Source organism: Allotamlana fucoidanivorans (assembly GCF_045788535.1).
In the GTDB taxonomy this organism is placed as follows: Bacteria; Bacteroidota; Bacteroidia; order Flavobacteriales; family Flavobacteriaceae; genus Allotamlana; species Allotamlana fucoidanivorans.
In genome coordinates this window covers 3433039-3447644 of the sequence record NZ_CP074074.1, presented here as the reverse complement: position 1 = coordinate 3447644, position 14606 = coordinate 3433039, and the positions used below count along the sequence as shown (strand labels likewise).

The window sequence follows — 14606 nt, the reverse complement described above, 5'->3', positions numbered from 1 at the left end:
TTATGACAAAGAATTTATTACAACAAAGTTTAAAAGAAGGAAAAACAGTATATGGTCCTTTTTGTAAAATGCAGGATCCTGCCATTGTTGAAATTGCGGCGTATAGTGGTTTTGATTTTGTAATTATTGACATGGAACATGGCCCATATAGTATTGAGTCTGTTCAAAATATGATTAGAGCAGCAGAGGCAAGAGGTATTACGCCAGTGGTTAGAGTAACTGAAAATTCTGAGACTTTAATTTTAAGAACTTTAGACATTGGTGCTAAATGTATTCAAGTTCCACAAATATGTACAAAAGCTGATGCCGACAAGTTAGTAAAATCTACCAAGTTTTATCCAAAAGGAGAAAGAGGGATGTGTCGGTATGTTAGAGCCGCTGAATATACTAATATAGGACCAGCTGATCATTTTGGAAAAGCTAATGATTCTGTAATCACTATTATTCATATAGAAGGCATGGAAGGTATTAACAACCTTGAAGAGATTGTTAAGGTTGACGGTATCGATGTGATATTTTTAGGACCATATGATTTATCACAATCTTGTGGCGTACCAGGAGAGGTTGATAACCCAAAAGTTGTTGATGCCATGAAATTGGCCGTTGAAACCGCAAAAAAATATGATAAAGCAGTAGGAACCTTCACTGAGTCTGTAGAAAAAGCTAAAATGTGGCGTGAAATAGGGGTTCAATATATTTCTTATGCGGTTGATGTTGGATTAATAATGAATACTTTTAAAAGTATAACAAAAGAGCTGCATAGTTAAAAGGGTATAGTTTTTTTGAGTTAACAAATAGTAAACCTATTAACGTGAAGTTTTAATCTTCTGTGTTAATAGGTTTTTTTAAATAATTCTACCTATATTAAACTGTAAACTATCCCATTGTAGCCTATTCCTTTTTTAGGACACCTCAAAATTTTGATCTCCTCCCAAATTAAGAACCAGTTAAAAGTAGAGGATCCGAGCTATTTTAATTCATTTCGATGTATTCATTGGGAGGGATATCTCCCAAGGAACTGTGAGGTCTAAAGTTGTTATATTCTTCTCTCCACATATCTAGTTTTTCTTGCGCATCTTCCATTGACAGAAACCAATTTACGTTTAAACATTCATCCCTAAAAGAACCATTGAAACTCTCTATAAAGGGATTATCTGTAGGTTTTCCTGGTCTTGAGAAGTCTAGTTCTATCTGGTTTTCATAGGCCCATTTATCCAAAACTTTACTAATAAATTCACTTCCATTATCTACTTTGATACGCTTTGGAAGAGTGCAATTCTCCGAACTAACCTTTTCCATAACATTTACAACATCACTTCCTTTTAATGACTGTCCTGCTTCAATAGCAAGGCATTTTCTACTATAATTATCCACTACAGTTAAAGCCCTAAAGCGACTCCCATTATATAGCTGATCACTGACAAAATCCATACTCCAGCATTCATGTAAACTAGAAGAATTACCATCTGATGGTTGTCTGTGTAAGGCTGAACGATTCCTTTTAGGACGTTTGCTTCTCAAATTAAGCCCCTCTTCACAGTAAATTCTATAAACACGCTTGTGATTATCCATAAAGCCTTCTCTTCTTAGTAGGATATAAACCCTCCAAAAGCCATAACGAACGCGGGTTGATGCAATTTCTTTGATCCGCATACGCAATAAAGTATCATCTCTTTTATTTGGCTTATAATAAAACACTTTTGTGCAAAAGAACCAGCTTCACGCAACGGTTAACAGAGATATTATATTCCATTCGTATTCCACGGACCATCTCCCGCTTTCGAGATGGCCTTAAAACTTTTTTTTAAGAACGTCCTGGAGAATTTGCTTATCAAGACTAAGATCTGCTACCAGTTTCTTTAATTGAAAATTCTCCTCTTCTAAGTTCTTGAGTCTGCGCAATTCGGAAACACCTAATCCTCCATATTTCTTCTTCCAATTGTAAAAGGTAGCTTCACTTATTCCCATCTTTCGACAAACCTCAGATACACGCGTACCTGTTTCGGCCTGCTTGATAGCAAATACGATTTGACTCTCCGTGAATTTTGATCGTTTCATATGCAAATAATTGTTTAAAGTTACACATTTATTTGCTCGGTTTTCTCTAGTTTTAAATTGTCCGGTTTAACGGGAGGAGGTCAATTTTAGGGTCAGGTTAATAGATTAAATTCTCTCTTCAGTTAAGACAGGGAAACAAATAGAAAGATTGCGATGTTATAATCAATTCAAAAATTTTATATTGTAGTCGCCTAATTTTAAAAATATAATGAACTGGAATAAAGTAAAGATTAATAAAGACAGTAGCGAAGTTAAATATCAGCTTGTTGTTAATGCCATTAATGATTCCATAGCAAATAATATTTTAAAGGTTGGCGAGAGGATACCATCTGTTAATGATTTTAGTAAAGAATACAAATTTTCAAGAGATACTGTATTTAAGGCATTTACCATTTTAAAAAATAATGGCGTAATTGAATCTATACCAAATAAAGGATATTTTGTTTCAAGTAACATAAAACGGGTACTCCTAGTTTTAAATACCTTTAAAGAGTATAAGCAAGTGATTTACAATGCATTAATTGAAAATTTACCAAAAAACTTTATTGTAGATTTACAGTTTCACCATTATAGTTTAGAAAATTTTAAAACCATCATTAATAATAGCAAGGGTAAATACTATAAATACCTTGTTATGAATATGGATCATGTAGAGGTGCCCGAAATTTTATCGTCTATAAATAATGATCAATTATTGTTAATTGATTTAAATGTTCAATTTTCAGAGCATCAAAATTATATATTTCAAGATTTCGGACAATCTTTTTATGATTGTTTGGCAAAAGGTGTTCCGCTATTTAAAAAGTATAAGCAACTGGTTTATGTTTACCCAAGCTATACATATCATCCGAGAGAATCGGTTGTTTTTTTTGAAAAGTTTTGTGCAGATTTTAGTTTTAGCTATAAAATTATTACTGATCCGAAACAGTTTAATGTACAAAAAGGCAATGCCTATATAAGTGTTAGTGAACGCATATTGAGTACTTTTTTAAAGCAATGTAGAGAAAAACAATATGAGCTAGGTGAAGAGGTTGGGTACTTATCCTATAACGAAACGCCTATGAAAGAATTTATAAATAAAGGTATTTCTGTTATCTCGACAGATTTTGAAGAGTTAGGTAAAAAAGCTGCTGAATTTATTGTTAACGATAACCCTGTACAATTAATTATACCTACCAGCCTGATAATAAGAACGTCTTTATAAGTTTGTTTTTGTTCATGTAATTAATCAATGCTGGTGTATCAATCGAAATGTCGATCAATATATGGAAATTAATACTGCCTTGATGAAATTTAGAGTTCATAAAGCACGATTTAAAATGGTTTTTACAACTTACTTGCTAAAGACTTTTTTGTTTTTAAATCTTTGATATTTTTGTGGCATGAATGACAACTTCGTAAATGAGTTTTTTGGAATAGGTATTCAAAATGGAAAAACGCCTGAAAATTTAGGTGTGTTATGGCGATCTGCTCAAAATTTAGGCGCAAGCTTTATTTTTACCATTGGAAACCGCTATGCTAACCAGGCTTGTGATACACATAATGCTGTAAAATCGATGCCTTATTATCATTATGACACTTTTGAAGCGTTTTTTAGTAACTTACCAAAAGGAACTCGATTAGTAGGCGTAGAACTTACAGACAAGGCAGAATCTTTAGAAACCTTTCATCATCCCAGACGTTGCGTATATTTGCTAGGGGCAGAGGATCATGGATTGTCAAAACTAGCCATAGAGAAATCTCATTTTTTAGTAAAATTTAAATCTGAATTAAGCTTAAATGTATCGGTAGCAGGCAGTATTGTGATGTATGATCGCGGTATTGACAAACCAAGATCTTAGCTTATTTAAGTGTTTACTTTTTTTGTTAAAAGTACAGTTTTTTCACCATCTATGAGGGTTGTGAAAAACAGGTAGTTGTCTCCACCGTCTTTTATATTTAGTTTTTTCCTTATGTGTTGAACATTTTCTGGGAAATTTCTAGTTGTTACATTTGCTCTGCTTATGTTCAACTTTTTTAATGCCTTTTTATTATATGGAACAATCTTTTCTATTTTAAATTGTCTGCCTGGAAAATCAACCAAGCTATTGCTAGTATATAAGTGCGAATGTTTTTCAAGTTTTGAAACAGGTAATTTCTCGGCTATAGACTTGAAAGCACCTGCTTTTAAAATAGCTGCATTGGGCTCATATAAATAGTTAAGTGGTTTATTATAGTCTACTATTGCAGCTTGTTCTGTTTTAAAGGTAGTTGTAAATTGTTCTGTTTTGACTTTTGAAATATTGATAGTTTCAAGAGTGATATCACCTTTATAGTCCTTTTCTAAAATCCACAACAACTCTTTAACCTCATTATTTACCGCAACTACATGTATGGTTTTTACCTGCTTTAATTCATTGGTGCCAGCCATTATATCTAGTAGGGGCGATGTTTTTACCATAATGTTTTGCGTATATTCAAAAAGCATGTTTAAATGCTTAGGAACATTGGGTAAACAATCATTTAAAAAGAATACCTTTCCTTTTCTATCATGACGCCTTGAAGGGTCTATATAAATCCAATCGAATTTTTTTTTATTTGATTTTAAATATTCAATACCATCAATGTTGACCGTTCCAATATTGTTTACTAAAAGCTGTTGGTAATTGTATGCTACAATTTTTGATAGACTTTCATTGATGTCGCAATGTGTTACTTCTTCAAACTTCTTTGAAAAATAAAAGCAGTCTACCCCAAAACCACCTGTTAAATCTATGATTGTTCTACCAGATATTAAATTTGATTTATATTCAGCGGTAATTTCAGAAGACGTTTGCTCAATATTTAGTTTATTAGGGTAATAAATGTTTGGTGTGTTAAACCATGTAGGCAGTTTTGTTCGGCATCGGTTTTTAGCTTCAATTTGTTCAACGATAACCTTGGTATTAATATTAAAAGGAGTACCCTTTAAAACTAATTTAGACATGCTGGCATCTAAATGTTTCGATATAAAATCTTGAATGTCGGAAGTTAAAAGATCAGAATTCAAAATTTAAACTATAAGTTTTTGGTCAATTTTTTAACTATCTTATTATCAGATAAAAATGTATTTAGAATTACTTTTAAAGATGTATAAGCTGGAATAGCTATAATTAATCCAATAACGCCAAAAAGAATACCAGTTATTAAAATCACCAAAAATATTTCTAAAGGATGTGATTTTACACTTTTTGAAAAAATAATAGGTTGACTAAAAAAATTATCTACCAATTGCCCAATAATAAAAACAAGCAATACCCATAAGGTTTTAGGTACTATAATTTGACTAAATGATTCTCCCAAATGACTTGTCATGGTTAAAGTAAGCATTAAAAACGCACCAATAACAGGGCCTACATACGGAATTAAATTTAAAAGAGCGCATAAAAAGGCAATGACAATAGGATTATCTACATCAATAATAAGAAGCCCTATAGTGTATATAACAAAAAGGATTAGTATTTGAAAGATGAGTCCAACAAAGTAGCGAGAAAGTAAGTTTTTAATTTTTTCACTAGATATTTTCCATTTGGCTTCGTTTTTTTCAGGAACTAACGTTAGTAAAATGCCTTCAAGTAATTTACTGTCTTTTAAAAAGAAAAAAGAGATAAAAAGTACTGAAAACAGGGCAATACTAAAGTTTCCGAAACTACTAATAATAGTGTTTAAAAAGTCGGGGATTAAAGAGAAATCAATTTTTGAAAACCAATTTGACGTATTTATAGAATCTTGTACGTTAATATGATGCAAGTCAAAATAAGTAATAATTTCTGAATAAAGGTTCTCTATGTTTACTTGAAGCTGATTAATATTAAGTAATGATAAATTCTGTCCTTGTTTCAAGATTAGAGGAATAAATAAGCTAACTAAACCAATTATGATACCCAATAGCAGTACCATAGTTAAAACAACAGCTATAGTATTTTTAAACTTAAGTTTGCGTTGAAGGAAAAATACAATTGGTCTACCTATTAATGATACAACGGCTGCAATAGCAATATAGCCAATAACAGATTGAATTTTATACAAAAAGAAAAGTAATAAAGCTACTCCAAGAATAATGGTAATAGCTCTTAAAATACCGTTTGCAATGATTTTTGAATTCACATGAAGCGTTTTATGTAGTAAATCTAATCAATTAGAACGAAAAGAAATAAGCTTTTTAACAAAATATCCTCAAGCTATTTCTGCTCTGTTCTGAGTTGTTTTGTTATTTCATAGAGTGCTATGTTAGTTGCTTGCACCACATTCATACTACTGTTTTGTCCAAACATATCAATGTGTAAAACATGGTCGGCGCTATTTAAAATGGATTCTGAAATACCATAGTTTTCATCACCAATAACAAGAGCAATAGGGGTTTCTTTTGAAAATGAAAAAGTATGAATAGCAGTACTTCGGTTTGTGATTTCAAGAGCTATAATTTGGTAATTCTGCTCTTTTAGTGTTTGTAAAACATTGTAAGCTGAATTATTGATATCATGCATAACCGCTTTTTCTGTTGCTCTTGCGGTTTTTTTTATTTTTCTGCCTAGTGTAATATCTTGACCGCAAAGAATCATTTTTTCTACACCAAAAGCATCGGCTGTTCTAAACAGACTTCCAATGTTAGGAGCATGGGTTACGTTATCACAAATTAATACAATGGGAAATTTTTTTTTGAGAAACGTGGTGTTGTAATGAGTGCGTTGCATTGAAATTAGGAACTGTGTAAATTGCTCAGAAAGAATAGGTAGGTAAGGCTTTAAGTTGTACTAAAATAAAATTTATCATATTAAAAAAACTAATGTTCAAACACATACTTGATTATATTAGCACCCATTTTTAAAGCTTGTTCTCTAACATCTTCAGGGTCATTATGAATTTCGGGATCTTCCCAGCCATCTCCTAAATCACTTTCAAAAGTAAAAAGTAGAACCAAGCGGTCTTCAAAAAATAAACCAAAAGCTTGCGGACGTTTTCCGTCATGTTCATGAATTTTAGGTAATCCATTTGGGAATGGGTAAGCGTTGTTATAAATATCATGAGTGGAAGGAATTTCAACCAAATCTTGGTTAGGAAACACTTTTTTCAGTTCTTCAACTATGTAGGGTTGCATGCCGTAATTGTCATCAATATGTAAAAAACCTCCTGAAATAAGGTGGTTTCTTAGGTTTTCAGCATCATCGTCACTAAAAAAAACGTTGCCATGACCAGTCATGTGAATAAATGGATATTGAAAAATATCTGGACTTCCAGTTTCAACGGTTTGAGGTTTTGGTTGCAATCTTGTATTTATATTGGTATTACAAAATCTTATGAGGTTTGGCAGAGCGGTTGGATTGCCATACCAATCGCCACCACCTTTATATTTTAAAACAGCCAATTCCTGACTGTTCATTTGAAAAACACACAGTATAATTGCAAAGCATGTGATTAATGTTCTCATATTATTCATTTGAAAGTGCTACGGTATGGCATGCCACTATAGCAGCAGTTTCTGTTCTTAGTCTTGTATGCCCCAATGAAACAGGTATGAAATTATTTTGAATGGCTAAATCAATTTCTTCAGATGAAAAATCGCCTTCCGGCCCTATTAAAATGGTAACGTTGGTATTAGGTTTTAGAGCTTCTTTTAATGATGTTTTATTGGTGTCTTCGCAATGAGCTATGAATTGGTACTCTGAAGTATGCTTACTTATAAAACTCTTAACTGTGATAGCTTCATTAAGCTTTGGTAAATAGCAGTTTAAAGATTGTTTCATAGCCGATTGTATGATACGATGAAATCTGTCTAATTTTACCACTTTTCTTTCACTATGATCACAAATAATAGGGGTAATGCTATCAACACCTATTTCTGTTGCTTTCTCTAAAAACCATTCATACCTATCGTTCAGTTTGGTTGGTGCTACAGCCAAATGTAAATGATAATGATGGTTAGGTTGAAGGGTACATTCAATAATCTTTGCGGTACATTTATTAATGTTGGGAACAACAATTTCAGCCGTAAATAACCAGCCATCACCATTTGTGATGTTTACGGTATCACCTGTTTTTTTTCTTAAAACTTTAATTATATGTTTACTTTCTTCTTTTGGAAAAGTAAATTGACTGGTGTCTTGAGTTATTTCTGGATTATAAAAAAGCTGCATTAATATTTTTGTTCAACTATTTTTAAAACTTCTATTTCTGAAATTTCTTTCGGTTCATGTGTTTTTAAAACGACATAATAATCGTTTGAATGTTCAATGTTTAGGGCGAAAATATCACCTAAATCATGCTCAATAATACTAGTTTCTAGCTGTACGTGTTTGTCACCAGATAAAAACCATCCTAAATCTCCACCTTTGTTAGCATGGTTATCTATAGAATATTGTTTGGCCAAAAAATCAAAAGAAGCCCCATTTTTGTATTTATCCATTATTGTTTTTTGTAAAGCTTCAATAGCAGCATACTCTAAATTTTCCCCATTCAGATGAATTATGGCACCACGGTAATACGTTTTTCTTGATTTGGTCATCACTTTGTAAAATATTGTTTCAAACTCATGGTCAAAAATTTTAGTAATACCAATACTGGTTTTAAATAATTCTTTGGCTAAAATGGTTTTATGTTTTTCCTCATTAAAAGTAATTAATTTATTCTGTTTAGAAGGCTTTTGGGTTAAATAGCTTTTAGCTTGTTCTTCTGAATGAATTAAATTTAATGCGTCTTCGGTTGAGGTTTGGGTAAAGCATGACGTTGCTATGCCTAAAAATAATAGGGTAGGTAGTTGTTTTAACATAGTGTAGGTTTTAAATTCGTTTTCAAATTTAAACGTATCGGGTTACTATGTTATCTAAGCATGAATAAGTTTTCAAAAGTGTACTGTTTATAACTTTAAAACTCGCTTATTTTTAGATTTTTAAGCGGGCCGAAGCCGCAATATTTGATTGTGCAAAATCACCTTCAAGGAACTTTAAATAGCCTGTGATGGCTATCATGGCAGCATTATCTGTGGTAAATTCAAATTTTGGTATATAGGTAGTCCAGCCAAACTTGCTTTCGCCATCTTTTAAGGCTTGTCTGATTCCTGAATTAGCCGAAACACCACCACCTATTGCAATATGCGTAATACCTGTTTCTTTTGAAGCACGCTTTAATTTGTCAATTAAAATACCAATAATAGTATGTTGAATAGAAGCACAAATATCATTGAGGTTTTCTTCTACAAAATTGGGGTTTGCTTTTACTTCTTTTTGAATAAAATATAAAACAGCTGTTTTTAACCCTGAGAAACTAAAATTTAAACCCTCTACTTTAGGTTTTGTAAATTTAAACGCTTTGGGGTTGCCAAGTTTGGCACGTTTATCTATTTCGGGGCCAGCAGGATACCCTAACCCTAGAATTTTACCACTTTTGTCAAAGGCTTCCCCAACGGCATCATCAATGGTTTCTCCAATCACGGTCATGTGAAAATAATCATTCACTTGCACAATCTGCGTATGGCCTCCAGAAATGGTCATAGCAAGAAACGGGAAAGGCGGTTTGTTAAAACCTTCTTCTTCAATAAAATGGGCTAAAATATGGCCTTGCATGTGGTTTACATCAATTAAAGGAATGTTTAGTCCTAAAGCTAAAGACTTAGCAAAAGAGGTACCCACTAATAAACTACCCATTAAACCTGGGCCTCGTGTAAATGCAATAGCATGCAGTTGGTCTTTGATAACATTTGCTTTTTTTAATGCCTCGTGCACTACAGGTACAATATTTTGTTGGTGTGCTCTAGAGGCTAGCTCGGGCACCACACCGCCATATGCTTCATGTATGGTTTGATTGGCTACTACGTTGCTTAAAATTTTACCATTATGTATTACTGCTGCAGCAGTATCATCACATGATGACTCAATTCCTAGTATATAAATATTTTCTGAAGTCATTGTTAAAAATTAGGCACAATAATTGTTAATTTTGAAAACATAAAAACATCTTTAATTGATGATTTATTCGTAATTGCAAATGTAGTTTATTCTTAATAAACTTATAACTTTAACAGCTATCAAGAAACTTCTAAAAATAGTATCAAAAATTGTAGGCATTTTATTAATGCTCTTCATTATTTTGGTGCTTATATTGTCCATTCCGTTTGTACAAACGGGGCTTGGAAGTTATGTTACCAAAAGGCTTAATGAAGATTTTAAAACCAATATTAAAATTGAACGCGTGAGCATGCAGTTTAATGGTGATGTAGAGCTAAAAGAGATTTTGATAAAAGATTACCAAAAAGATACCCTCATTGCAGTCAATGAACTTAACACCTCTGTTTTAAGTTTTGCAAATTTAGCCAAAGGCGATTTAGTTTTTGGTGATATTGATGTTGAAGGGTTGTTATTTCATATAAAAACGTATAAAGCAGCCACAGAAACTAATCTTGATGTTTTTGTGAGTCGATTTGATGATGACACTCCTCGCACTAGAAAAAGCGAATTCTTACTATCGTCTAGTGATGTGTCTATTTATGATGGTATTTTTATCATGTCAAATGAAAATAAGCAAACAGAACAGTTAGTACGGTTTGACGACTTAAATATTAATGCTACTAACTTTTTAATATATGGTAGTGACGTTAGTGCCAGAATAAACACCCTGGGCTTTAAGGAAAGTAGGGGCTTGGTTATGAAAAATTTGATGACAGATTTTGCATATACCCTAAACGATATGACGTTTGCTAACCTTCAACTAAAAACGCCGTATTCTGTTTTACAAGGCGATTTAAAATTTTTATACGAAAGGGAAGATCTTCAATTTTTTACAGATAAAGTAGTAATAGAGGCCAGTTTTAAAGATTCAAATCTGTTATTAGATGAATTAAATATTTTTTATAATGAATTTGGCACCAATCAGCGAGCCAAGTTCAGTGTTGATTTATCGGGGACTCTAAATAATTTAGAAGCCCAAAATTTAAAGTTAAGTTCAGGAAGTCGTACTTACGCAAATGGCAATCTAAATTTTAAAAATTTATTTAACCCTAAACCGCACAATTTTTACATGAATGGCGATTTCAGGGCGCTTCGTTCAACCTACCGTGATTTAAAAGCCATGCTGCCAAATGTATTGGGTGATGCTATACCGTCATCTTTTGAAACACTTGGAGAATTTTCAATTGTGGGTAATACACAAATAACATCTCAAAAAGTGATTGCCGATATCAAAATAAATACAGAATTAGGTTTTGTAGATTCTACCCTAGAAGTTAATAAAATTGACGATATAGATAATGGCGTTTATAAAGGGAATGTCATTTTTGAAGCGTTTGATTTTGGAACATTTTTAGGGGATTCAAAAATAGGAATAGGGTCGTTGAATTTTGATGTTAACGGAAAAGGTTTTACTGCTGAAAAACTGGATACTCGAGTTAAAGGTCAAATTTTTCAATTGGTTTATAACGGGTATGATTACAAAAACGTAAGGGTTTCTGGTAATATAATGAATAAAATATTTGATGGAAACCTTAATGTCAATGACCGTAATTTAAAAATGAATTTTACGGGATTGGTTGATTTTTCTGATAATGTTAAAAAATATGATTTTGAAGCCGTAGTAGATTATGCCGATTTGAATACTTTAAATTTTGTAAAAAAAGACAGTATATCCATATTCAAAAGTAAAGTGAATATGAATATGAATGCAGGAAGCTATGATGATTTTTATGGAAGATTACTGTTTAAAAACACGGTTTATAAGAATGAAAATGACACTTATTCATTTGACGCCTTTGAAATAAGATCAAAATTTCAGGATAGTCTTAGGTATGTAACGTTTAATTCGCCAGATATTGTTGAAGGCGAGTTAAGCGGGCATTTTTTCTTGAGAGATATAAAAAAGCTGTTTGAAAATTCTATTGGTTATGCCTATTCAAATTACAAACCTCATGAGGTACGTACAGATCAGCATATAAATTTTAACTTTAAAATTTATAATAAAATTATAGAAGTTTTTTACCCAGAAGTTGAACTGGGAAAAAATACTTTTATAAAAGGGCGAGTTGAAAGTGATTCAAAAAAGTTTAAGCTAACCTTTAGGTCGCCAAGAATTAAGGTTTTTGATTATTTAGCAGATGATATAGAGTTACAGGTAGATAATAGTAATCCCGTTTTTGATAGTTATCTTGAAATAGCCGATTTAAATTCTAATTTTTATGAAGTTTCAGATTTTAACCTAATCAACATTACCGTAAATGATACTCTTTTTATGCGTACAGAATTTCATGGTGGTAAGACCAAGGAAGATCAGTATAATTTGAATTTCTATCACACTATAAATGAAGAAAACAAATCGGTTTTAGGTTTTAAAAAATCAGATTTCACAATAAAAAATTACAAATGGTTTATCAATGAAAATAATGATGATAAGCATAAAATTTCATTCGATAAAGCATTGTCTAAATTTGATATAGAAACCTTTAAAGTAAATCATAACAAGGAAGAAATCGCACTTTCAGGAGTGGTTATAGATTCAACGCAAAAAGATCTTGAATTAGACTTTACTAATGTAGATTTAGCAAAAATAACACCAACTATTGATAGTTTAAAGCTAGGAGGAAATGTAAATGGTAAACTTGATATTGTTCAGCAAAATGGTAGTTATTTGCCAAATTCAACCATTGTAATAGATGATTTGGAAGTCAATGAATTTTTGTTGGGCTCGTTTGACGCCACCATAACAGGAAATGAAACCCTTACCAATTATAAAGTAGATGCCGAAATTAAGAATGATAACTCAAAATCGTTCAAGGCACATGGCGATATTAATGTTTATAATAACTATTCTAATATTGATGTTGATTTAGAGTTTAATAAATTTAATTTATTCCCATTAAACCCTTTGCTTGCAGGGATATTAAGTAACATTAGAGGTGAAGCAACAGGTGTTGTAAAAGTTGAGGGTGACTTAAAGCGTCCTGATATTAATGGTGATTTGCAACTAAAAAAGGCAGGGCTGGGAATACCTTATTTAAATGTTGATTTTGATTTTAATGAAGATACTTCTATAACCTTAAAGGAGCAAAGCTTTATTTTTAATAAAATTCAGTTAACAGATACTAAATACAATTCAAAAGGAGAGCTTGATGGCTTTATAAGTCATAATAACTTTTCAAAATGGGGCTTAGGATTACATATTAATACAGACCGGTTGTTAATTTTAGATACTAAGGAAGAAGAAGAGTCTCTATACTACGGCACAGCATTTATAGGTGGTCGTGCCAGCATTATGGGACCCACAGAGCAATTAGTCATTAGCGTATCTGGAACAACACGAAGTGGTACCGTTTTTAAAATACCTCTAAGTGATTCGGCTTCTTTTGGTGATAGTAGTTTTATCCATTTTATAACTCCAGAAGAGAAAAAAGCGCAGCGCGCAGGTATAGAACTCACATTTAATGAAATTGAAGGTTTAGAATTAGATTTTGATTTAGATGTTACCGAACAGGCTGAAGTAGAACTTATTATTGATAAAACTACAGGGCATTCTCTAAAAGGAAGAGGTAGAGGCGGTTTGCTTATTGAAATAAATACCAATGGTAAGTTTGATATGTGGGGCGATTTTTCTGTTTTTGAAGGGGTTTATAATTTTGCATATGGCGGTTTAGTACAAAAAGAGTTTATTGTACAACCAGGAGGAAACATAAATTGGGAAGGTGATCCTTTAAAAGCTAGAATAGATATGTTGGCTATTTATAAAACCCAGGCTAACCCATCTCCACTTTTAGATTCTCCAATCAACAGAAGTATTCCAGTAGAACTTCAAATTGCTTTAGTAGGTGAGTTAGAACAGCCAGAGCCTGAATTTGATTTTGAATTTCCTAATGTTAATTCAACAGTTAAGTCTGAGCTTAATTATAGATTACAGTCTAAAGAAGATAAACAGAATCAAGCGTTATTTTTGTTATCCACTGGGGCATTTTCAAGTGGTCTCAATGATATTAATTTTTCAGGGACCATTGCGGAAAGACTTAATGGTATTGTGAATGGTATTTTCTCTGGAGGTGATAGTAAATTTAATATAGGTTTAAATTATGAAGCGGGATCAAACAGGCCTGATTATCAAACAGATGATCGATTTGGGGTAACACTGCAAACACAACTAAGTGACAAAGTTTCCATTAATGGAAAAGTAGGCGTGCCCGTAGGCGGCAGAAGTGCTACACAAACTGTAGTGGCTGGTGATGTGGAAATTTCTTTTATGCTTAATGATGAAGGAAATTTAAGAGCAAATGTGTTCAACAGGGAGAACAGTATTAGGTATTTTGGAGAAGATATAGGGTACACACAGGGTGTAGGAGTTTCTTATAATGTGGATTTTGATACCTTTAAAGAACTTATTAAAAAGTTGTTTGTTAAAAATGATGACAACGATTTACAGGAGCAATCTAATGAAGAGTCTGAAAAAGAAAATGTGCTTCCAGAATATATTTCAGTAAAATCTTCTGCCGAGAAATAAGGCGTCTTTCCTCATCATTACTAGTTTGTTACATTTTTTTGTAAAACTAAAACGTTATAGTTTAAAGT

At 32.2% G+C, this 14606-nt stretch carries 11 protein-coding genes and 1 pseudogene; 4 read left to right on the top strand and 8 right to left on the bottom strand.

The annotated features are described in order from the left end of the window. The first annotated feature begins 2 nt into the window (after window positions 1–2). Window positions 3–767 carry an HpcH/HpaI aldolase/citrate lyase family protein gene (locus tag KFZ70_RS14565; RefSeq protein ID WP_139698395.1) on the top strand — a complete coding sequence of 255 codons (765 nt, stop codon included), beginning with the start codon at window positions 3–5 and terminating at the stop codon, window positions 765–767. Window positions 768–972: 205 nt separating this feature from the next. Here the strand turns inward: KFZ70_RS14565 and KFZ70_RS14560 are convergent. Further along, window positions 973–2058: pseudogene (locus KFZ70_RS14560) on the bottom strand (IS3 family transposase). A gap of 208 nt (window positions 2059–2266) precedes the next feature. On the opposite strand from KFZ70_RS14560, the gene KFZ70_RS14555 reads away from it, so the two are divergent. Together KFZ70_RS14555 and KFZ70_RS14550 are read left to right on the top strand one after the other, a co-directional pair. Beyond that, window positions 2267–3262 carry a GntR family transcriptional regulator gene (locus KFZ70_RS14555; protein WP_139695006.1) on the top strand — a complete coding sequence of 332 codons (996 nt, stop codon included), beginning with the start codon at window positions 2267–2269 and terminating at the stop codon, window positions 3260–3262. Between the two features lie 178 nt (window positions 3263–3440). Next, a complete protein-coding gene (locus tag KFZ70_RS14550) occupies window positions 3441–3899 on the top strand; it encodes an RNA methyltransferase (protein ID WP_139695005.1) in 459 nt (152 codons plus the stop codon). A 5-nt stretch (window positions 3900–3904) separates the two neighbouring features. Here KFZ70_RS14550 and KFZ70_RS14545 read toward each other — a convergent pair whose 3' ends face one another. From KFZ70_RS14545 to tsaD, 7 genes are all read right to left on the bottom strand, one after another. Next, complete coding sequence (locus KFZ70_RS14545) at window positions 3905–5086, bottom strand: class I SAM-dependent methyltransferase (RefSeq protein WP_139695004.1); 1182 nt, start codon at window positions 5084–5086, stop codon at window positions 3905–3907. 8 nt (window positions 5087–5094) lie between these two features. After that, entirely contained in the window at window positions 5095–6183 is a 1089-nt protein-coding gene (locus KFZ70_RS14540) for an AI-2E family transporter (RefSeq protein WP_139695003.1), read from the bottom strand. 74 nt (window positions 6184–6257) lie between these two features. Continuing rightward, window positions 6258–6770 (bottom strand): TrmH family RNA methyltransferase, encoded by a 513-nt coding sequence (locus KFZ70_RS14535; protein WP_139695002.1) that lies wholly within the window; start codon window positions 6768–6770, stop codon window positions 6258–6260. An 89-nt stretch (window positions 6771–6859) separates the two neighbouring features. Beyond that, a complete protein-coding gene (locus KFZ70_RS14530; RefSeq protein WP_139695001.1) occupies window positions 6860–7504 on the bottom strand; it encodes a DUF4159 domain-containing protein in 645 nt (214 codons plus the stop codon). Between the two features lies 1 nt (window position 7505). After that, on the bottom strand, window positions 7506–8210 hold the full coding sequence (locus KFZ70_RS14525; RefSeq protein WP_139695000.1) for a 16S rRNA (uracil(1498)-N(3))-methyltransferase: 705 nt from the start codon (window positions 8208–8210) through the stop codon (window positions 7506–7508). Continuing rightward, a complete protein-coding gene (locus KFZ70_RS14520; RefSeq protein WP_139694999.1) occupies window positions 8210–8842 on the bottom strand; it encodes a peptidylprolyl isomerase in 633 nt (210 codons plus the stop codon). Before KFZ70_RS14520 ends, KFZ70_RS14525 begins: the two co-directional genes overlap by 1 nt. A 112-nt stretch (window positions 8843–8954) precedes the next feature. Next, window positions 8955–9977, bottom strand: a complete 1023-nt coding sequence (gene tsaD / locus KFZ70_RS14515; RefSeq protein ID WP_139694998.1) for a tRNA (adenosine(37)-N6)-threonylcarbamoyltransferase complex transferase subunit TsaD — start codon at window positions 9975–9977, stop codon at window positions 8955–8957. Window positions 9978–10143: 166 nt separating this feature from the next. Between tsaD and KFZ70_RS14510 the strand changes: the two genes are divergently transcribed. After that, the gene (locus KFZ70_RS14510) at window positions 10144–14538 is read left to right on the top strand and encodes a translocation/assembly module TamB domain-containing protein (protein ID WP_139694997.1); all 4395 of its coding nucleotides are present in this window, start codon (window positions 10144–10146) and stop codon (window positions 14536–14538) included. Window positions 14539–14606 lie beyond the last annotated feature (68 nt).